We start from the raw sequence: 18,996 nt of genomic DNA, 5'->3' as shown, positions 1-18,996 counted from the left end.
GACACGCGGAGAGATGGCAGAGTGGTCGAATGCGCCGGACTCGAAATCCGGTATACGGGTATTCCCGTATCGAGGGTTCGAATCCCTCTCTCTCCGCCACCCCATAGCCTCGAACGAGATAGGGTCAATCGGTCTGCACAAACCCCGCTCTGCGGGGTCTGGTGTTTTCGGCAGGTGTTGTGGGCGCTGAACTTTAGCGGCGCACCTGCCCCAGCAGCAACGCTTCGTCGCGGCCCGCCGCAGCCACCACCCGCCCATCCGCCCCCACCAGGCGGCTCAGCCCGCCGTAGCGCGTGTGGCCTTCCGCGCCGCAGGCGTTGGCGTAGGCGATGGCCACGCGCGACTCGGCGGCCAGGCGCGGCAGCGTCAGGCACGGCGCATCGTCGTACGGCAGCATGTTGGCGGTGGGGGCCAGGATCAGCTGCGCGCCTTGCCGCGCCAGCGCCCGCACCGCGGCGGGCTGCTCGACGTCGAAGCAGATCAGCAGGCCAATGCGCCAACCGCCCCATTCGAACGGCGCGGCCACGGCCTCGCCCGCCGTGAAGCGCGCCCGGTCCGCCGCGCCGAACAGGTGCACCTTGCGGTGCACGGCCAGCCGCTGGCCGTCGGGCCCGATGGCCTGCACGGCGTTGTAGGGCTTGGCGTCGTCGGGATGGCGCTCGGGCCAGCCGTAGGCGATGCCGAGGCCGTGGCGCTGCGCGATGGCGGCCACCGCCTGCGCCAGCGGCCCGTCGGCGGGTTCGGCCAGCGCGGCCAGATGCTCGGGGGCGATCAGGTAGCCGGTCAGCGCCATCTCGGGCGTCACCAGCCACTGCGCGCCTTGCGCCGCCGCGCGCGCGGCGGCGTCCTCCAGCCGGCGCAGCGCCGCGGCCACGTCGCCGGCGGCCGGGTGCGGGGTCTGCCAGAGGGCGACGCGCATGGGCTGGAAGTATCGTTCAATCCGGCAGCGCCACCGGGCCGATGTGCGGGTACCAGTCGCCGGGGCCGGGGTTGTCGGGGTGGCTCGTGCCGCCCAGGTGGCGCACGATGCCCCAGACGGCATTGAGCGCCGTCTGCACCGCGCCCTCTACCCACGCGGGGGTGAAGGAGATGTCGTCGCCGGCCAGGAAGATGCCGCGCTCGCGCTCGGGCAGCGCGTCCTGCATGAAGTGGCCGTACATGCGATGGTTGTAGCGGTAGTGGCCCGGCAGCGCGCCCTTGAAGGCGCCGAGGAAGTAGGGGTCGGCCTCCCACGAGATGGTGATCGGGTCGCCGATGATGTGGCTGGCGATGTCCACGCCGGGATAGATCTTGCGCAGCGCCTCCAGCGCCAGCTGCACGCGCTTGGCGCTGTCGTACGGCAGCATTTTGAGCGCGTCGCTCATCCACGCGTAGGACAGGCAGATCACCCCGGGCTGATCCGGCCCGTTGTCGAACAGGTAGGTACCACGCGTCAGGCGGTCGGTCAGCGTCATGCCCATGACCGGCCAGCCGTTGGCGCGCAGGTCGTTCCAAAATGGGCGATCGACCATCACGAAGGTCTTGGACGACTGCATGTAGCGCGTGCGGTCCAGCGCCATCCACAGCTTCTGCGAGAACAGCGACTCCTCGCACGCGATCTGCGTTGTCAGCAGCCAGCTCTGGCAGGTGACCAGCACCGCATCGAAGCGGCGCGTGCCGCCCCAGGCGTCGGTGACCTCCAGCTGGCCGTTGCCGGCGCGCTGGATGGCCTTGACCGCGGGCCTGGGCGCGCCGTGGTGCAGCCGGGCCAGCGTCGTGCCCTGCGGCCAGTGCACTAGATGCGGCGGCGCATGGTGCCACAGGCCGAGCGGCACCTGCTGCACGCCGCCGACGATCAGATGCTGGTTCTCGTCGCAGCCAGTCAGCACCACGCGCAGGATTTCCAGCATCGAGTTCGGAAAATCCGAATCCCACCCGCCGGTGCCAAAGCCCACCTGGCCGAACACCTCGCGGTGGTGGAAGCTCAGGCGCTGGAAGGCGCTGGACTGCGCGACGAAGTCGTAAAACGTGCGGTCGTCCCAGCGCGGCACCAGCGCATTCCACAGCGCCTTGACGCGCTCGACGTCGCGCTGGCGCATGGCCGTCTGCAGCTCGGTGAAGCCCGCGCCTTCCTCCAGCGCGTCGCTCCAGGCCTGCGCCACCTCGCGGAACAGCGGCGACAGATCCTCCAGCGTGCGCGCCCAGTGGGTCTGGCCCTCCAGGTCGATGACGGTGCAGTTGGCCGCCGGCGTCAGCGGGTTGGGGAATGGGCGGCTCTGCAGGCCCAGCGTGCGGACGTAGTGGTAAAAGCCCGTGGACGACAGCGGAAAGCGCATGCCGCCCAGCTCGGCAATCGCCCCGCTGCCGCCCTCGAACGGCTGCGAGCGCAGCCGCCCACCCATGCGCGAGGCCTCGTACACCACGGGCTTCAAGCCCAGCTTCATCAGCTCGTAGGCGGCCGTCAGCCCGGCCATGCCGGCGCCGACGATGGCCACCTCGGTGCCGTGGCGGCTGGCGGGCAACTGGCCCAGGCCGGCCGCATGGGTGAGCCAATCGTCATAGGCGAAGGGAAAGTCCGGGCCAAACACGGTGATGGGCGCATCGGCCGGGCGGCGGGAAGGTGTGACAGCAGGGGTTTTCATGAGGCAAATCCTAGAGATCGGTCGGGTGAATCATGGACAAAACGTTCAGAACAGGCTGGCGAACAACGCGGCGGCCGTCCCCCACATCATCAGCGCCACCACGCCGTCGAGGGCGCGCCATACCTTGAGCGAGTTGAGCCGCTGCCCGAGCCAGAAGGCCGTGCCGCCCAGCAGCGTGAACCACACGACGGAGGCCGTGGCCGCGCCGAGGCCAAACAGGGTGCTGCCGTCGCCGTAAGCCAGGGACGCCGTCCCAATCAGGACGGACGTGTCCAGCCACGCATGCGGATTGAGCCAGGAAAACGCCAATGCCGTGCCGATGGCCTGCCGCGCAGTGGTCGGCTGGGCAGCGGCGGCGCCATCGGCCACGGGCAAGGCGCCGGTCACGGGCGAGCGGAAACGCTGAAACGCCTGCCAGCCATACACCGCCAGAAACAGGATGCCCGCTCCCAGAATGGCGCCGTGCAGCTTGTCAGACAGGCCACCCAACTGGGCCAGGCCCAACACCCCGGTGGCAATCAGCACCATGTCGGCCACGATGCAGGTCAGCACGGTCAGCCACAGGTGCTGGCGGCGCAGGCCGCTGCGGATGACGTGCGCGTTCTGCGGGCCAATGCTCATGAACAAGGCCAGGCTCATCGTCATGCCGACGGTGAAGGCCGATGCACTCAAAACCATGGACGACTCCCTCAAAAAAATTCATCAGAGAACTGAGCGCGAGTGTGCCGGACGATCGGCATGGATTAAACTGTTTTCATTGTTTATTCATTCGTTCAAGTTTTTTTAAATGCTGGATGCCCGGCAACTCGAAGCCCTGGCCGCGGTGGTGGAGCACGGCGGCTTCAGCGCGGCGGCGCAGTCGCTGTCATTGACGGTGGCGGCGGTGTCGCTGCGCATCAAATCGCTGGAGGAAGCGCTGGGCCAGCGCCTGCTGGTGCGTGGCAAGCGGGTGCGGGCCACGCCCGCCGGGCAGGCGCTGCTGGCCCACGTGCGGCAGGTGCAGCTCATGGAAAGCGATTTGCTGGCGCAACTGGCCGACCCCGGCAACGCCAGCGGCTCGCGCGTGCGCTGGCAAAGCTTGTCGGTGGCCATCAATGCCGACTCGGTGGCCAGCTGGTTTCTGCCCGGCGTGGCCCCGATGCTGCAGCGCCATCACCTGCTGCTGGACATCGTCATCGACGATCAGGACCACACCCACGACGCCCTCAAAAGCGGCGAGGTGATCGGCTGCGTGAGCACGCTGGCCCACGCAATGCGCGGCTGCGTGGCCGAGCCGCTGGGGGTGATGCGCTACCGCTGCGTGGCCGCCCCCGGGCTGGCCGAGCAATGCCGCACGGCTTCGGGCCGGGTATCGCCGCACCGTCTGTTGAGCCGGCCGGCGGTGATCTTCAACCGCAAGGACGCGCTGCAAGACGTATTCCTGGCGCAGCATTTCCGGCTGCGCAATGCCCGCTACCCGCGCCACTTCGCCCCGGCCATCGACGCGTTCGAGGTGGCCATCGAGTTGGGCATGGGCTGGGGCATGGTGCCGGATCTGCACCTGCAACAGCGCGACGGCCGCCCACCGATGGTCGAGGTGCAGCCCGACACCCCGGTGGACGTGACCCTGTACTGGCACCACTGGGAGCGAGAACCCCCGACGGCCCAGCGCCTGACCCAGGCGGTGAAGGCTGCCGCCCGCGCCGCGCTGCTGCCCCCACCCACAACGCCCGCCACGCCATAGGGTCATCGCAGACGGCCTACCATGGTGCGCTTCACATCAGCCCTGCACCATGGATTCACTGACCCAACTCGCGCTGGGTGCTGCCGTCAGCGTGGCCGTCATGGGCCGGCGCACCGCCGTCTGGAAAGCCGCGCTGTGGGGTGGCGTCGTGGGCACGCTGCCCGATCTGGACGCTCTGATCGATCACGGCGACGCGGTGCTCAACATGGTGCGGCACCGCGCCGAGACGCACGCCCTCTTCTACCACGTACTGGCGGCCTTTCCGCTGGCCTGGGGCGTGGCCTGGCTGCATGGCGAGAGGCACCAGTGGCGACGCTGGTGGCTGGCGCTGTGGCTGGTGCTCGTCACCCACGCGCTGCTCGACGCCTTCACGGTCTATGGCACGCAACTGCTGTTGCCCTTCACCGACACGGCCTATGGCATCGGCAGCGTCTTCATCATCGACCCGGCCTACACCCTGCCGCTGCTCTTGGGCGTGGGGCTGGCGCTGGCCTGGAAGCGCAGCGGTTTGCGGGCCAACGCCCTGGGCCTGCTGGCCAGCACGCTGTACCTGGGCTGGAGCGTGGGCGCCCAGGGCTGGGTCACCCATCACGCCCGCCAGTCGCTGGCCGCCAGCGGCCTGCCCGCCGAGCAGGTGCTGGTCACCCCAGCGCCGCTGACCACCCTGCTGTGGCGCGTGGTGTCGGTGGACGACACCCACTACCACGAAGGCTACTACGCCTGGGCAGACCGCGGGCGCGCAATCCAATTCCGCAGTTACCCCAGAGGCACCGAAGCGCTGGGCGCCTACGCCAGCCATCCGCACATCCCGCGCATCGCCCGCTTCAGCGACGGCTTCTACCGGCTGCGGTGGGTGGATGGCGAGCTGTGGCTGGCCGATCTGCGCATGGGCCAAGAACCCTACTACGTGTTCGAGTTCAATCTGGGGCCACCCGTGCCGCCTGGCAGCGAGCCATCCGCGGCGGTGCGCGTCGGCCAGCGGGTGGACTCGGCCTCCGGCCTGCCCTGGCTCTGGGCCCGCCTTCAAGGGCAGGAAGTGCCGCCCTTGGGTGAAGTCTTGGCCCAGCCACGGCCTGGGCCGCGTCCGCCGTCGGCCTCGATGCCGAACCCCATCGAAACCTCCCTGCCCTCACCCTCACCTGCCCGACTGCCATGAACGCCCGCAACGTACTCGGCACTGTGCTGAAAGCCTGTTCTTACGACCCGCTGACCGGCTTCTTTCGCGACGGCTGCTGCCACACCCGCGAGGACGACACCGGCTCGCACGTCATCTGCGCCAAGGTCACGGCCGAATTCCTGGCCTTCTCCCAAGCACGCGGCAACGACCTCATCACCCCGCGCCCTGCCTGGCGCTTCCCTGGCCTGAAGCCCGGCGACCGCTGGTGCCTGTGCGCCCTGCGCTGGAAGGAGGCGCTGGAAGCGGGCTGCGCCCCGCCCGTGGTGCTGGAAAGCTGCCACGAGCGGGCGCTGGACTTCGTCTCGCTGGACGACTTGAAAGCCCACGCCTGGGTCAAGGCATGAGCGTTGGCGGCTTCAAGCCGCCCGTTTTTGGGCCGCCAGCACGCACAGCAGGTCGGCCGCGATGTGGGCGGCCGCCAGGGCGGTGATCTCGCTCTGGTCAAACGGCGGCGAGACTTCCACCACGTCCATGCCCACCAACTGCACGGGCACCAGGCCGCGCACGATCTCCAGCGCCTGGGCGCTAGAGAGGCCACCGGCCACGGGCGTGCCGGTGCCCGGGGCGTGCGCCGGGTCCAGGCAGTCGATGTCGAACGTGAGATAGGCGGGGCGCTCGCCCACAATCTGCAGCACCCGCTGCAACACAGCGGCCGCACCCAACCGATGCACGGCGGGCGCGTCGATCACCTGCATGCCCATGAAGTCGTCGTTCCAGGTGCGTATGCCGATCTGCACCGAGTGCGCCGGGTCGATCAGCCCTTCTCGGATCGCCTTGTAGAACATGGTGCCGTGGTTGAGGGAGTCGGGGCTGTCGTCTGGCCAGGTGTCGCAATGGGCGTCGAAGTGGATCAGGGACAGCGGCGCGCCAAAACGCTCCGCATGGGCCTGCAACAGGGGATAGGTGATGTAGTGGTCGCCGCCGAATGTCAGCATGCGCGCGCCCGAAGCCAGAATGCGCCGGGCATGCTGGCGAATGGCTTCGGGAATGGTCAGCGGGTGGTGGGCATCGAACCAGCAATCCCCGGCATCGACCACGGCCAGGGTATCGAACGGGTCAAATCCCCAGGGAAAGGGCTTGAGCTCGGCCAGTTGCACGCTGGCAGCGCGCACGGCCGCCGGGCCGAGCCGGGCACCGGGACGGAACGTGGTGGCCAGATCGAGCGGGATGCCCGAAATCACCACATCGGCGCCCTCGAACTGGCGCGTGTAATTGCGCCGCATGAAGCTCAGCACCCCGGCATAGGTGTTCTCGGGCCAGGTGCCATAGGGGGAGGAGCGGCGGATGGCGCTGTCGCCGGCTGGCGGCTCGGGCGCCAAGGTAGAGGAGTCAATCGGGGTCATGCAAAAGTCCTCAGTGGGTCAGAATCCACAACAAACGGGCCGCTTCGGCACCGGGGTTGAACAAGCGGCACCCCTGACGGGCGCCGAGCTGGAAGGCATCGCCGGGCTCCAGCGTCCATTCGGTGCCGTTCACCGTCAGCACGATGCGGCCTTGCAATAGATAGCCGCCTTGCTGCTGGCTGTCGGTCACCGGGCCTTCCCCGGTATCGGCGCCGGGCGCCAGGGTCGTCTCCAGCAAGCACAAGCCGTCCGACAAGCGGGGCGAGACGAGGTGATCCGTGACGCCGCGCTCGTAGCGCAGACACAGGCGCTGCCCCGCTCGGGTCACCGGACCTTCGTCGGCTTGGCCGGCCGCCTCCAGCCGCCCGAACAAAGCCGCCGACGGCACCTTCAGGTAGCCAGCGATCAGGGTAATGTCCTCCACCGTCGGTCGCGACAGCCCACGCTCGATCTGCGACACAAACCCGACCGAGCGGCCTATCCCCGCCGCCAGCGCTTGCAGGGTAATGCCCAAACCCTTGCGCAAATCGCGCAACGTGCGGCCAACATCGACATCATTGGACACTTGGGCGGTATTCGTCATGAAATAATAGTGACATATTTTCATGAAACTTGTCAACACATTTTTCACAACCTATAGCCGCCACCCCCGACCAAGCCAGCCGTCCCTACGCGCGCCATGGCTCGGGTCTGCGGGCGGCGTCGCCAACCCCTAAAATCCCTGCCCATGCTCTCTGTGAAACACGAACTGCTCGCCGCGCTGGCGGCCGAGCTGGAACGACTGGCCCCCGGCGCCGGCGACAAAGCCGCGTTCGAGACCCCGAAACAAGCCGCCCATGGCGACTGGGCCTGCACCGCGGCCATGCAGCTGGCCAAGCCGCTGAAGACCAACCCGCGCCAGCTGGCGCAGCAGTTGGTCGAGGCGTTGCAAGCCACGCCCGCGTTCACCCGCTGGGTGGCGGCGCTGGACATTGCCGGCCCTGGCTTCATCAACATCCGGCTGCATCCCGTGGCCAAGCAGCAAATCATCCGCGAAGTGCTGGCCGCCGGCGCGCGTTTCGGCCACCGGCCGCCGCATGGGCAACGGGTGCTGGTGGAATTCGTCTCGGCCAACCCCACCGGGCCGCTGCACGTGGGCCACGGCCGCCAGGCGGCTTTGGGCGATGCCATCTGCAACCTGTTCGAGACCCAGGGCTGGTCGGTCCACCGGGAGTTCTATTACAACGACGCCGGCGTGCAAATCGACACCCTGGCCAAGTCCACCCAGCTGCGGGCCATGGGCCACAAGCCCGGCGACCCCGAGTGGCCCGAAGCCGCCTACAACGGCGACTACATCCAGGACATCGCCAACGACTTTCTGGCCCGCAAAACCGTCCAGGCCGACGACCGCGCCTTCACCGCCAGCGGCGACGTCCATGACCTGGACGGCATTCGCCAGTTTGCCGTGGCCTACCTGCGCCGCGAACAAGACCTGGACCTGCAGGCGTTCGGCATCCGCTTCGACAACTACTACCTCGAATCGAGCCTCTACACCAGCGGGCGCGTCGAGCAGACGGTGCGGCGCCTGGTGGAAGCCGGCAAGACCTACGAGCAAGACGGCGCCCTGTGGCTGCGCACCACCGACTACGGCGACGACAAGGACCGCGTGATGCGCAAGTCCGACGGCACCTACACCTATTTCGTGCCCGACGTGGCCTACCACATCACCAAGTGGGAACGCGGCTTCACCAAGGTCATCAACATCCAGGGCACCGACCACCACGGCACCATCGCCCGGGTGCGTGCCGGCTTGCAGGCGGTGGGCTTGGGCATTCCCGAAGGCTATCCCGACTACGTGCTGCACACCATGGTGCGCGTGGTGCGCGGCGGCCAGGAGGTCAAGATCAGCAAGCGCGCCGGCAGCTATGTGACGCTGCGCGACCTCATCGAATGGACCAGCAAGGACGCGGTGCGCTTCTTCCTGCTGTCGCGCAAGCCCGACACCGAGTACACCTTCGACGTCGATCTGGCCATCCAGCAAAACAACGACAACCCGGTGTATTACGTGCAGTATGCCCACGCGCGCATTTGCTCGGTGCTCAGCCAGTGGGGCGGCGACGTGGCCAGTCTGCAAGACGCCGACCTGTCACCACTGCAAGGCGCCCAGGCCCAAGCCCTGATGCTGCTGCTGGCCCAATACCCCGACATGCTCACCGCGGCCGCGCAGGACTTTGCCCCGCACGACGTGACGTTCTACCTGCGCGAGCTGGCTGCCGCGTACCACAGCTACTATGATGCGGAGCGCATCCTGGTCGAGGACGAGACCGTCAAGCGGGCGCGGCTGGCCCTGGTGGCGGCCACCGCGCAGGTCCTGCGCAACGGCCTGGCAGTGCTGGGGGTCAGCGCCCCACAAAAAATGTGAAACAGGACGATTCCATGACGATCACGTTCAAGGGCCGACAACGCGGCGGCACGATCATTGGCTTCATTGCGGGACTGCTGGTGGGCCTGGCCGTGGCCCTGATCGTGGCGGTGTATGTGACCAAAGTGCCCGTGCCGCTGATGGATCGTGGCGTACAGCGCCCGCCCAACGCCGATGCGGTGGAAGCCGAGCGCAACCGCGATTGGAACCCCAACGCCAACCTGTCCACCCGCCCAGCCGCCCCGGCTGGCAGCGCCGCCACCCCTGCTGCGCAGGCACCCAACGCCCCCGCGCTGCCCGGCACCCCCTTGCCACCGGCGGGCAGCGACGACCCCATCGGTCAGCTCATCGAACAGCGGGCCGCTGCCTCCCCCGGCGCGGTGGCGACGGTGGAAGCGCCGGCGCTGGCCGACCCCTTCATCTACTTCGTGCAAGTGGGTGCGTTCCGCAATGGTGAAGAAGCCGAGGCGCAGCGCGCCCGCCTCGCCATGCTGGGCTTCGAGGCCGCCGTCAGCGAGCGGGAACAAGCCGGCCGCCCCGTCTTCCGCGTGCGGCTGGGCCCCTACCAGAGCCGCATCGACGCAGAAGTGATGGAACAGCGGGTGCAAGGCCAAGGGTTTGAAACCGCCCTGGTGCGCGTTCAGCGCTGAAGCTTCTGCAACAGCCTGTAAAGTCCCGGAACTTTTGGTGCAAACACGCCGCTCCAATAGCCGGGGCGGCGTCGGCGCCGGCCTCGATCGGAGAACCCTGACATGCAAAGACGACGTTTCACCCAAACCACTCTCGGCTTGGCGGCACTGAGCGCCGCGGGCTGGGGCCTGCCCATGCTGGCCCGCGCCCAAATCGGCGGCTTCCGCGAAGGCAGCGATTACCGCCGCCTGGCTCGCCCCGCCCCGGTGGATGCGCCGGCCGGCAAAATCGAGGTGGTCGAATTCTTCGCCTACACCTGCATCCACTGCCACAATTTCGTGCCCGTCTTCAAGGAATGGGTCAAAACCTTGGGGCCGGATGTGGTGGTGCGCCGCAATCCGGTGGGGTTCAATGCCGCTTTCGAGCCACTGCAACGCCTGTACTACACGCTGGAAGCCATGGGCAAGCTCGACAGCCACCACGAGCGGGTCTTCAAGGCCATCCACGACGACAAGCAACGCCTGCACAATGCCGACGCCATCGTCCAGTGGGCCGAGCGCAATGGGCTGGATAAGGCCCAGTTCACACAGACGTACAACTCGTTCGCCGTGGTGGGCAAGGTGCGCCGCGCCACCCAGATGCAGGACGCCTACGAAGTGGAAGGCACGCCGGCCCTGGGCATCGCCGGGCGCTTCTACATCCCGGGCCAAGCCGCCCGCACGGTGCAAGTGGCCAACGCCTTGATCGCCGAAGCGCGAAAAGGCTGAATCCGACGCGCTCCACGGCGCGGGGCTTGGCTACAATGCAAGCCAGCCAAATGCAATTTCCGTGCCGACCATGATCTCTGCCCTTTCCTGTTTGCGCTGGCCCGTGCGGTCGATGCTGCCGGCCGCCCTGGGCCTGTCTCTGGCCTTGGCGGTGGCGCCCACCTGGGCAGAGCGAGCCGACCGTCTGCAGCCCATGCACATCGAAGCCGACGCGCTGCGCTACGACGACGCCCGCCAGACCAGCGTGTTCACCGGCAATGTGGTCATCACCAAGGGAACGATCGTCATCCGCGGCCAGCAGGTGGAAGTGCGGCAAGACGCGCAAGGCAACCAGTTTGGGACCATCACAGGCACCCCGCAGCGCCGCGCCTTTTTCCGGCAAAAGCGCGAAGGGTTGGACGAGTACATCGAAGGCGAAGCCCTGCGCATCGACTACGATGGCCAGACCGAGACCGTGCGCTTCACCGACCAAGCCGTGCTGCGGCGCTATCGCGGCACGGCGCTCAATGACGAAGCGCGAGGGGCACTCATCGTCTACAACGGCACCACCGAGACGTTCACCGTCGATGGGGGTGGCTCGGCCGCCCGCACCCCGGACAACCCGAGCGGCCGGGTGCGGGCCATGCTGACGCCCCCGCCACCGGCCGACGCGCCTGCGCCTGCGACTGGCGCGCCCGCGCCGCTACAGCCGAGCATCCAGATGGAGCCACGCCGGTGACGGCCTCAGCCCCCGCCAGCCAGCTCGTCGTGCGCGGGCTCCAGAAAGCCTATGGCCGCCGCCCCGTGGTCAAGGACGTGTCGTTGACCGTGCGCAGTGGCGAAGTGGTGGGCCTGCTCGGCCCCAACGGCGCGGGCAAGACGACCTCTTTTTACATGATCGTCGGGCTCATCCGCGCCGACGCGGGTGAAATCTGGCTCGACGACCGCCCCATTCACCGCCTGCCCATTCACCGCCGGGCGCTCATGGGCTTGGGCTACCTGCCCCAGGAAGCATCGATTTTTCGCAAGCTCACGGTGGAAGAAAACGTGCGCGCCGTGCTCGAACTGCAGCACGACGCGCATGGCCGGGCACTGGCCCGCGACGAGATCGAGCGGCGCCTCAGCGCCTTGCTGCAAGACCTCCACGTCGAGCACCTGCGCCATTCGCCGGCGCCGGCGCTGTCGGGCGGGGAGCGCCGGCGCGTCGAAATCGCGCGCGCGCTGGCCACCTCGCCGCGCTTCATCCTGCTCGACGAACCCTTCGCGGGCATCGACCCGATCGCGGTGATCGAGATCCAGCGCATCATCGGCTTCCTCAAAGAGCGTGGCATCGGCGTGCTCATCACCGATCACAACGTGCGCGAAACGCTGGGCATTTGCGACCACGCCTGCATCATCAGCGACGGCCGGGTGCTGGCCCAGGGCACGCCGGCCGAGATCGTGAACAACGCGGACGTGCGCCGGGTCTATCTCGGCGAACACTTCCGCATGTGAGGCCGCGGCATGAAGCAAGGGCTGTCGCTGCGCGTCTCCCAGCATCTGGCGCTGACGCCCCAGTTGCAGCAGTCGATCCGGCTGTTGCAGCTCAGCACGCTGGAGATGGCACAGGAAGTCGAGCAGATGCTCGACGACAACCCGTTTCTCGAGCGCGCCAGCGACGAGGCCGAGCGCGAAGCCTTCGGCCTGGAACACAGCGACGCCCCGGTGAGCCTGGGCGACCGGATGGTGGAATGGTCCGAGGCCGACGGGCCAGCCAGCGAGACCGATCCCGGCTTTGACCCGGCCGAAGACGCCATCCCGCTGGAGTCGAGCTGGGAAGGCGACGGCTGCGTGGATCTGCGGCCGGACGACAGCGAGTGGGGCGGCGATGCCCCTGCCCGCCATGGCAGCCGCGACGACGATGACACCCTCACCGCCGCCGATCTGGCCAGCGAGCACCAAACCCTGCAAGCCCATTTGCACGAACAAGCCCTGGCGCTGCGCCTCAACGACGACGAACGCTGCGCCCTGTACTTCCTCATCGAATCCCTCAACGAGGACGGCTACCTGGCCGAGCCGCTGGAGGCACTGGCCCGCGCCCTGCTGACGCAGGAAATGCACGCCCGCGCCCTGTCGCTCGACGCCGCCGAACAGGCCGAGCGCGAAGCGCACTGGTTGCAAACGCTGCGCACCGCCCTGCACTGGCTGCAGCACATGGAGCCCGCCGGGGTGGGCGCCCGCGATCTGGCCGAATGCCTGCGGCTGCAAATCATGGAGCTGCGCAACAGCCCGGTGGCCCAGGCGGCGCTGGCCATGTGCCAGCAGCCGCTGGAACTGCTGGCCCGCCGCGACACGCGACGCCTGGCCCAGCTCTGCCAATGCCCCGAAGACACCGTGCGACAGGCCCTGGCCTTGATCGCCCGGCTCGAACCCAAGCCCGGACGCCGCTTTGCCGACGTGGCGCGCCAGACCGTGATTCCGGACGTGATCGTCACGCCGCAAGGGCGTGGGTTCAAAGTCCAGCTCAACCCCGAGGTGATGCCGCGGCTGCGGGTGCAGGACGTCTATGCCAACGCGCTGCGCGGCAGCCGGGGCGAGACGGGCGCCGGCCTGCAGCAGCGCTTGCAGGAAGCCCGCTGGTTCATCAAAAACATCCAGCAACGCTTCGACACCATCCTGCGCGTGGCCAGCGCCATCGTCGAGCGGCAGCGCAGCTTCTTCCTGCACGGCGAGCTGGCCATGCGCCCGCTGGTGTTGCGCGAAATCGCCGACGAGTTGGGCCTGCACGAATCCACCATCAGCCGCGTGACCACGGCCAAATACATGGCCACCCCTTTTGGCACTTACGAACTCAAATACTTCTTCGGCTCCGCCCTAGGCACCGAAACCGGCGGCAACGCCTCCAGCACCGCGGTGCGTGCCCTCATCAAACAGCTCGTGGCCAGCGAGGACCCGAAAAAACCCCTGAGCGACAACCAGCTCTCCGACCTCCTGAAGGAACAAGGCATCGAGTGCGCCCGCCGCACCGTGGCCAAATACCGCGAGGCGCTGAAAATCGCCCCCGCCCATCTGCGCAAAGCGCTCTGAACACACCATGTCCCCCCTCACCTTGTTCCTGCCCTGCGCCGCAGGGGTCGAAACCTATCTGGCCCAGGAAATCGAACGCATCACCGGGGTGCCCCAACCCGCCATGCAGACCTCACGCGGGGGCGTGGCGCTGGAGGCCGGCTGGCGCGACGCGCTGGCGCTGAACCTGCACAGCCGCCTGGCGCAGCGGGTACTGGTGCGCCTGGCCCGCCAGCCCTACCGCGACGAGCACGACATCTACCGCGCCGCGCACGGCATCGCCTGGGAAATCTGGTTCACGCCGCGGCAGACCATCAAGGTCGAGATCACAGCCCAGCACAGTCCGCTGAAAAGCCTCAACTTCGCGGCGCTGCGCGTCAAGGACGCCGTGTGCGACCGCCTGCGCGAGCGCCGGGGGGAGCGCCCCAGCGTGGACACCGCGCGCCCCGATGTCCGGCTCTTCGTCCACCTGACCAACGACACCGCGCACCTGTACATCGACACCTCGGGCGAGCCCCTGTTCAAGCGGGGCTGGCGCGAGGACAAGGGCGACGCCCCCCTGAAAGAAACCCTGGCCGCCGCCATGATCGCCGCCACAGGCTGGCGCGGCTGGGCAGACGACGGCCAACCGGTTCCCCTGTACGACCCGTGCTGTGGCAGCGGCACCATCCCCATCGAAGCCGCCCAAATCGCGCTGAACATCGCGCCCGGCCTGCAGCGCCGCTTCGCTTTCGAACAACTGCTGCCGTACCAGGCCCACGTCTGGCAAGCCTTGCGCGAGCAGGCGGTGCAGGCGCAACGCCCGTGGCCGGCCGGCCAACCCTTCGTGTTTGGCAGCGACGTGGCGTTTCGCATGGTCGATTTCGCGCGCCGCAATGCCGAGCGCGCCGGCGTGGCCCACGCCATCGAATTCCGCGGCGGAGACGCCTTGCAGCGCATGCCACCCAGTCCGCGCCCCGGGGTGCTGCTGCTCAATCCGCCCTATGGCGAGCGCATCGCCGCCGCGGGCGTGGCGGGGCAGTCCGCGCGCCAGCGCCATGCCTCGGGTGTGGCCGCGCCCGCCGGCGGCCGGCAAGCCGCCCGCCATGCCGACGGCAGCGAGAACAGCGCCTTTTTCGACCAGCTCGCCAGCCACTGGAAAAAGCACTACAGCGGCTGGACCGCCTGGCTGCTGACCCCCGACATGCAACTGCCCGGCAAGATGCGCCTCAAAGCCGCGCGCCGGGTTCCGCTGTGGAACGGCCCCATCGAGTGCCGCCTGTTCCGCTTCGACCTGATCGCCGGCCACCTGCCGGCCAAAAGCCCGTCCACACCGCCCAGCCTGAACCCCTGAACGCCCCGGCCGCCATGCGCGTTTTCGTGATCGACACCAACTGGCTGCTCGACCTCTGGGTGTTCGACGATCCGCAAGCCCGTCCCTTGCGCCACGTCCTGGAAAGCCGGCAGGCCCAATGGGTGGCCACAGAGGCCATGCGGGCCGAATTCGAGCGGGTGCTCACCTACCCCGCCGTGCAACGCTGGCAACGCCACCATGGCGGCTCGCCTGCCCATGCGCTGGCCGCCTTCGACCGCCACCACCGGCGCGTGGCCGCCGCCCCCGGGTGCGGCCTGCGCTGCCAAGACCCTGACGACCAGGGCTTCATCGATTTGGCCGTGGCCCACCGCGCCGTGCTGCTGAGCAAAGACCGCGCCGTGCTGGCCTTGCGCGCGCCGCTGCAGCGGCTCGGCGTGGCGGTCCATGCCCAGGCACCACCCATCTGACAACAGGGTCATTGGCCTTTGGAAAAGATATGATGTTGTGCTTATTTTCTGACCCATCATGGCTATTTCCACAGGCGCTCCCTGGCAGGCGCAAACACCCTGCCCCTGCTGCCACAGCCGCGCTGCGCGGATCGTTGCCACGCGCGACGGCAAAACCGGAGAGCCCTTGCTCACCGTGTCATGCGAAGGCTGCGGCCTGGGCCGGATCGACCCCTTGCCCACCGAGCAGGCACTCGCCGCCTGGTACGCCACCCGCTACCGGCAAGCCTACAAAGGCGCCGAACAACCTGCCTTGCGACACGTGCTGCGCGCCGGCCGCAACGCCTTGAACCGATGGCAATGGCTGCGGGCGCACAGCCCTGTGCAGGACTGGACATCCCAAGCCGCCACGCGCACCACCCTGGACATCGGCGCCAGCAGCGGCGAGTTCGTGGCCTTGATGCGCTCGCTCGGCTTTGACGCCCGCGGCGTGGAGCCCCACCAAGGCTACGCCAGCTATGCCAACGGCGTCCTGGGTCTGGCGGTGAGCCATGGCACCCTGCAGTCCCAACTCGACGCCATCCCCGCCGGTTCGCTCGACCTCATCACCCTGTTCCATGTGTTCGAGCACCTGACCGATCCGCTCGACGCGCTGCGCCGCATGGCCTCCCGCCTCAAGCCCGGTGGGCTGTTGTACATCGAAGTGCCGAACGCCACCCGCCCCTGCTCGCCCCATTACATGTTCTTCCGGGCGCACACCCTCTACTTCACCGGCCCCAGCCTGCGTTGGACCTTGCAAGCCGGCGGCCTGAACGTGCTGGCCCACTCGCCGGACGACGCCGACAACCTGAGCATCGTCGCCACGCCCGGCAACACCCCGGCCGCCGCGCCGCTGCCCCCTGCCGATCATGGCCACCCGCTGGTGCGGGCCCAGCAGCAGCGGCGCTGGGCCCGCTATCTGCTGCAACAACTCGCCAGTGGCCGCCCGCTCCACAAGTGGCGCACACGGCAAGAGGAAAAGCGCACATCGGCCCAATACGGATCGGGCGCTGAACTCCTCCATGCGCTCTATCACGAGGCAACGGCAGCCCACCGATCGACCGCCTGAATGTGGCCGACCGATCGACCTCGATAACTGCAGCATATTTTTATCATAAAAATTTTTTCGACCATCTTCTTGCATACCCCTGGTGCTTGTCATATACTTCACTTGGGCCGTTTCGCGACGGCCCCCCGCTTTTCCTCCCTGAGCGGGTGCCTTTGTGTGTGACAGCAAAAAGGCTTGCAACCCGGCTCCTTTAGAGCCGGGTTTTTTTTGCCCAAAAAAAACCGCCCCGTGGGGGCGGCATGAAGTCCATCAGGACGTCGTTGGGAACCTTTTCCGTAAGTGGCCGGCTTCCTCTGTGATGCGCCAGCCACTCCCTGAACACCCTCAAGGGGTTGTTATGACTTGATGTGCTGACAGCAGATGCACATATTGTGCAACCGCAGCAAGGATTTGCACATCCCCTGTTTGGGGGAGCAAGTGTCAAACCGACATCAATTCAACGACGAAACAGGCGCCACCGCCAGGCCGATCGGTACAACGGACGTCGCCACGGTGACGGCGTGCAATCGCACGGACCAGCGCCAGCCCCAGGCCCACGCCCCCCTCGCGCTCGCTTTGCCCAGGCAGCCGGAAGAAGGGCTCGAACACCCGTTCCTTGAAGGCATCGGGCACGCCCGGGCCGCGATCGGCCACGGTAATCTCCCAACGCCACCCGCCGCCTGCCGCCGCCGGCCTGACGCTAACCGTGCAACGGACCGGCTCGGTGGCTTGCGGGCCGGCATGTCGGCGGGCGTTTTCCAGCAGGTTGCGCAAGAGGCGCCGCAACAGGCGCGGATACCCCCGCAGCAAGGCCTGGGGCGCATCGCCCGCGACGTCCAGCGTGGCATCGACCCGGGCGCACTCCTCGGCCGCCAAGCCCACCACATCCACGTCCTCGGGCGTGCCCAAAGCCCCGGGGTCGGTCGGGTCGGTCAGGTCGAGCCGGCTGGCCAGCAGGATCTCATCGATCAGTTCGTCCAGTTCGGCAATGTTTCGCGCCATGGCCTGCAACTGGCGCTCGCGGGCTTGGGCATCGGAGGCGCCGCTGCGCAGCAGTTCCATGCCCATGCGGATGCGGGCCAGCGGCGAGCGCAACTCATGCGACGCATTGGCCAGCAGGGCCTTGTGTGAAGCGAGCAAGGCCTGCACCCGATCGGCCGCGGCATTGAAGCGTTCGGCCAGGAAGGCCACCTCGTCCTGACCCTGCACGGGCAGGCGGGTATCGAGCTGGCCGGTGCCCCAGCGCTCCACGCCTTGCTGCAAGGCCTCCAGGCGTTGCGTGAGCCGCCGCACCACGGGGTACGCCCCGAGCGCCACGGCCACGGCAATGAGCAGCAGCAAGGCGGTAAAGCCCCAAAACGACTGGATGATGCGATAAGGGTCGATGCCCGGGGGCTTCTTGGGCGGACGGTGTGGCCGCGGCAACTGGATGGTGAGCATCTGCCCATCGGCCATGGGCACCTGGAACTCCACGCCTTGCCCTGGCACGCGCTGGCGTCGCGCTTCGGCGCGGCCGATTTCCTGGCCGCTGGCATCGCGCAGCACCACCACCCCGCCGGGGCGCTGCGCCCGCTCATGCTCCCACTGGATGCGCCACAGCCACCCCAGCAGCAAGGTCATCAGCAGGATGACCGCCGTCAGCGCCAGCCAGATGCGCAGGTACAGGTGCTGGTGCAGGCGCATGCGAAACACGGTTCAGTCCTGCTGCTTGGCAAACACATAGCCCACGCCACGCACGGTCAGGATGCGCCGCGGGTGCTTGGGATCGGCTTCGATGGCCTGGCGGATGCGCCCCATGTGCACATCGATGGAGCGGTCGAACGCCTCCAACTCCCGGCCCCGCACGGCCTCCATGATCTGATCGCGCGTGAGCACCCGGCCGGCCCGCTCGGCCAGCACGACCAGCAGATCGAACTGGTGCGAGGTCATTTCGCAGGGGCGCCCGGCCACCGTCACGGTGCGGGCATCGCGGTCGATCTCCAGCGAACCGAAACGCAGCGGAGGGCGGCTGTCGGCATCGGGGCCCAGCGCCGGCTCCGCCCGGCGGCGCAGCACCGCCCGAATGCGCGCCAGCAGTTCGCGCGGCTCGAAAGGCTTGGGCAGGTAGTCGTCGGCCCCCATCTCCAGACCAATGACGCGGTCCATCGGATCGCCCTTGGCCGTGAGCATGATGACGGGCACCCGGCCGGCGGCCCCGGGCAACGCGCGCAACTGGCGGCACACCGCCAGCCCATCCATGTCGGGCAGCATCAGGTCGAGAATCACCAGATCGGGCAACCGCTGCTGCACGCGACGCAGGCCCAACGCCCCTTCAGGGGCCTGTTCGAACCCATAGCCCGAGGCCTGTAGGTACTCGCCCACCATCCCGCCCAGGCGGGTGTCGTCTTCGATCATCAAGAGATGCGGCATGCTCATGGCGAGATGTTGCCACGCCCCTGTGGCCGGCGGGAGTCGGGCGTGTAAAGTTGCGTGAAGCGCCGACG

19 protein-coding genes and 1 tRNA gene are annotated in these 18,996 nt (G+C 67.9%); 13 read left to right on the top strand and 7 right to left on the bottom strand.

Annotation, left to right across the window (positions count from 1 at the left end; all coding sequences use genetic code 11):
* Positions 1-7 precede the first annotated feature (7 nt).
* Positions 8-99 (top strand) — tRNA-Ser (locus tag DFR43_RS00655).
* 94 nt (positions 100-193) lie between these two features.
* Here the strand turns inward: DFR43_RS00655 and DFR43_RS00650 are convergent.
* Genes DFR43_RS00650 through DFR43_RS00640 form a run of 3 tightly spaced genes read right to left on the bottom strand, consistent with a single transcriptional unit; the run spans position 194 to position 3,299 of the window.
* A complete protein-coding gene (locus DFR43_RS00650) occupies positions 194-919 on the bottom strand; it encodes a nitrilase-related carbon-nitrogen hydrolase (RefSeq protein ID WP_164499676.1) in 726 nt (241 codons plus the stop codon).
* A 16-nt stretch (positions 920-935) separates the two neighbouring features.
* Complete coding sequence (locus tag DFR43_RS00645; RefSeq protein ID WP_133595431.1) at positions 936-2,621, bottom strand: flavin monoamine oxidase family protein; 1,686 nt, start codon at positions 2,619-2,621, stop codon at positions 936-938.
* Between the two features lie 45 nt (positions 2,622-2,666).
* Positions 2,667-3,299: a LysE/ArgO family amino acid transporter gene (locus DFR43_RS00640; protein WP_133595430.1), complete on the bottom strand. Its 633-nt coding sequence runs from the start codon at positions 3,297-3,299 to the stop codon at positions 2,667-2,669.
* A 109-nt stretch (positions 3,300-3,408) separates the two neighbouring features.
* Here DFR43_RS00640 and DFR43_RS00635 point away from each other — a divergent pair, with 109 nt between their 5' ends.
* Genes DFR43_RS00635 through DFR43_RS00625 form a run of 3 tightly spaced genes read left to right on the top strand, consistent with a single transcriptional unit; the run spans position 3,409 to position 5,865 of the window.
* The gene (locus tag DFR43_RS00635) at positions 3,409-4,344 is read left to right on the top strand and encodes an HTH-type transcriptional regulator ArgP (RefSeq protein ID WP_133595429.1); all 936 of its coding nucleotides are present in this window, start codon (positions 3,409-3,411) and stop codon (positions 4,342-4,344) included.
* 49 nt (positions 4,345-4,393) lie between these two features.
* Positions 4,394-5,500 (top strand): metal-dependent hydrolase, encoded by a 1,107-nt coding sequence (locus tag DFR43_RS00630; protein ID WP_133595428.1) that lies wholly within the window; start codon positions 4,394-4,396, stop codon positions 5,498-5,500.
* Positions 5,497-5,865, top strand: a complete 369-nt coding sequence (locus DFR43_RS00625) for a DUF2237 family protein (RefSeq protein ID WP_133595427.1) — start codon at positions 5,497-5,499, stop codon at positions 5,863-5,865. The genes DFR43_RS00630 and DFR43_RS00625 overlap by 4 nt, the downstream gene beginning before the upstream one ends.
* 12 nt (positions 5,866-5,877) lie before the next feature.
* On the opposite strand, the gene speB is transcribed toward DFR43_RS00625, so the two are convergent.
* Positions 5,878-6,864, bottom strand: coding sequence for an agmatinase (speB, locus tag DFR43_RS00620; RefSeq protein ID WP_133595426.1), 987 nt, complete (start codon positions 6,862-6,864; stop codon positions 5,878-5,880).
* A 10-nt stretch (positions 6,865-6,874) separates the two neighbouring features.
* Positions 6,875-7,447, bottom strand: coding sequence for a helix-turn-helix domain-containing protein (locus tag DFR43_RS00615; protein ID WP_164499675.1), 573 nt, complete (start codon positions 7,445-7,447; stop codon positions 6,875-6,877).
* A gap of 144 nt (positions 7,448-7,591) precedes the next feature.
* On the opposite strand from DFR43_RS00615, the gene argS reads away from it, so the two are divergent.
* The 9 genes from argS (at position 7,592) to DFR43_RS00570 (ending at position 16,534) form a co-directional block, all read left to right on the top strand.
* The gene (gene argS / locus DFR43_RS00610) at positions 7,592-9,265 is read left to right on the top strand and encodes an arginine--tRNA ligase (protein WP_133595424.1); all 1,674 of its coding nucleotides are present in this window, start codon (positions 7,592-7,594) and stop codon (positions 9,263-9,265) included.
* A 14-nt stretch (positions 9,266-9,279) separates the two neighbouring features.
* Positions 9,280-9,915 carry an SPOR domain-containing protein gene (locus DFR43_RS00605; RefSeq protein WP_133595423.1) on the top strand — a complete coding sequence of 212 codons (636 nt, stop codon included), beginning with the start codon at positions 9,280-9,282 and terminating at the stop codon, positions 9,913-9,915.
* A 102-nt stretch (positions 9,916-10,017) separates the two neighbouring features.
* The gene (locus DFR43_RS00600; RefSeq protein ID WP_133595422.1) at positions 10,018-10,662 is read left to right on the top strand and encodes a thiol:disulfide interchange protein DsbA/DsbL; all 645 of its coding nucleotides are present in this window, start codon (positions 10,018-10,020) and stop codon (positions 10,660-10,662) included.
* Positions 10,663-10,732: 70 nt separating this feature from the next.
* A complete protein-coding gene (gene lptA / locus DFR43_RS00595) occupies positions 10,733-11,380 on the top strand; it encodes a lipopolysaccharide transport periplasmic protein LptA (protein WP_245988768.1) in 648 nt (215 codons plus the stop codon).
* Positions 11,377-12,135 (top strand): LPS export ABC transporter ATP-binding protein, encoded by a 759-nt coding sequence (lptB, locus tag DFR43_RS00590; RefSeq protein ID WP_133595421.1) that lies wholly within the window; start codon positions 11,377-11,379, stop codon positions 12,133-12,135. The genes lptA and lptB overlap by 4 nt, the downstream gene beginning before the upstream one ends.
* A gap of 9 nt (positions 12,136-12,144) precedes the next feature.
* Positions 12,145-13,707: an RNA polymerase factor sigma-54 gene (gene rpoN, locus DFR43_RS00585; protein ID WP_133595420.1), complete on the top strand. Its 1,563-nt coding sequence runs from the start codon at positions 12,145-12,147 to the stop codon at positions 13,705-13,707.
* Positions 13,708-13,714: 7 nt separating this feature from the next.
* On the top strand, positions 13,715-15,019 hold the full coding sequence (locus DFR43_RS00580; RefSeq protein ID WP_133595419.1) for a THUMP domain-containing class I SAM-dependent RNA methyltransferase: 1,305 nt from the start codon (positions 13,715-13,717) through the stop codon (positions 15,017-15,019).
* 14 nt (positions 15,020-15,033) lie between these two features.
* Positions 15,034-15,447: a PIN domain-containing protein gene (locus DFR43_RS00575; RefSeq protein WP_133595418.1), complete on the top strand. Its 414-nt coding sequence runs from the start codon at positions 15,034-15,036 to the stop codon at positions 15,445-15,447.
* A 58-nt stretch (positions 15,448-15,505) separates the two neighbouring features.
* Positions 15,506-16,534: a class I SAM-dependent methyltransferase gene (locus DFR43_RS00570; protein WP_133595417.1), complete on the top strand. Its 1,029-nt coding sequence runs from the start codon at positions 15,506-15,508 to the stop codon at positions 16,532-16,534.
* Positions 16,535-16,954: 420 nt separating this feature from the next.
* Here the strand turns inward: DFR43_RS00570 and DFR43_RS00565 are convergent, their stop codons facing one another.
* Complete coding sequence (locus DFR43_RS00565; RefSeq protein WP_133595580.1) at positions 16,955-18,196, bottom strand: HAMP domain-containing sensor histidine kinase; 1,242 nt, start codon at positions 18,194-18,196, stop codon at positions 16,955-16,957.
* A gap of 12 nt (positions 18,197-18,208) precedes the next feature.
* Positions 18,209-18,928: a response regulator gene (locus DFR43_RS00560; RefSeq protein ID WP_133595416.1), complete on the bottom strand. Its 720-nt coding sequence runs from the start codon at positions 18,926-18,928 to the stop codon at positions 18,209-18,211.
* Positions 18,929-18,996: the final 68 nt, after the last annotated feature.

This window comes from Tepidicella xavieri (assembly GCF_004363315.1).
In the GTDB taxonomy this organism is placed as follows: domain Bacteria; phylum Pseudomonadota; class Gammaproteobacteria; order Burkholderiales; family Burkholderiaceae_C; genus Tepidicella; species Tepidicella xavieri.
The sequence above is the reverse complement of the archived record's forward strand: the minus strand, read 5'-3'. Positions and strand labels throughout refer to the sequence as shown.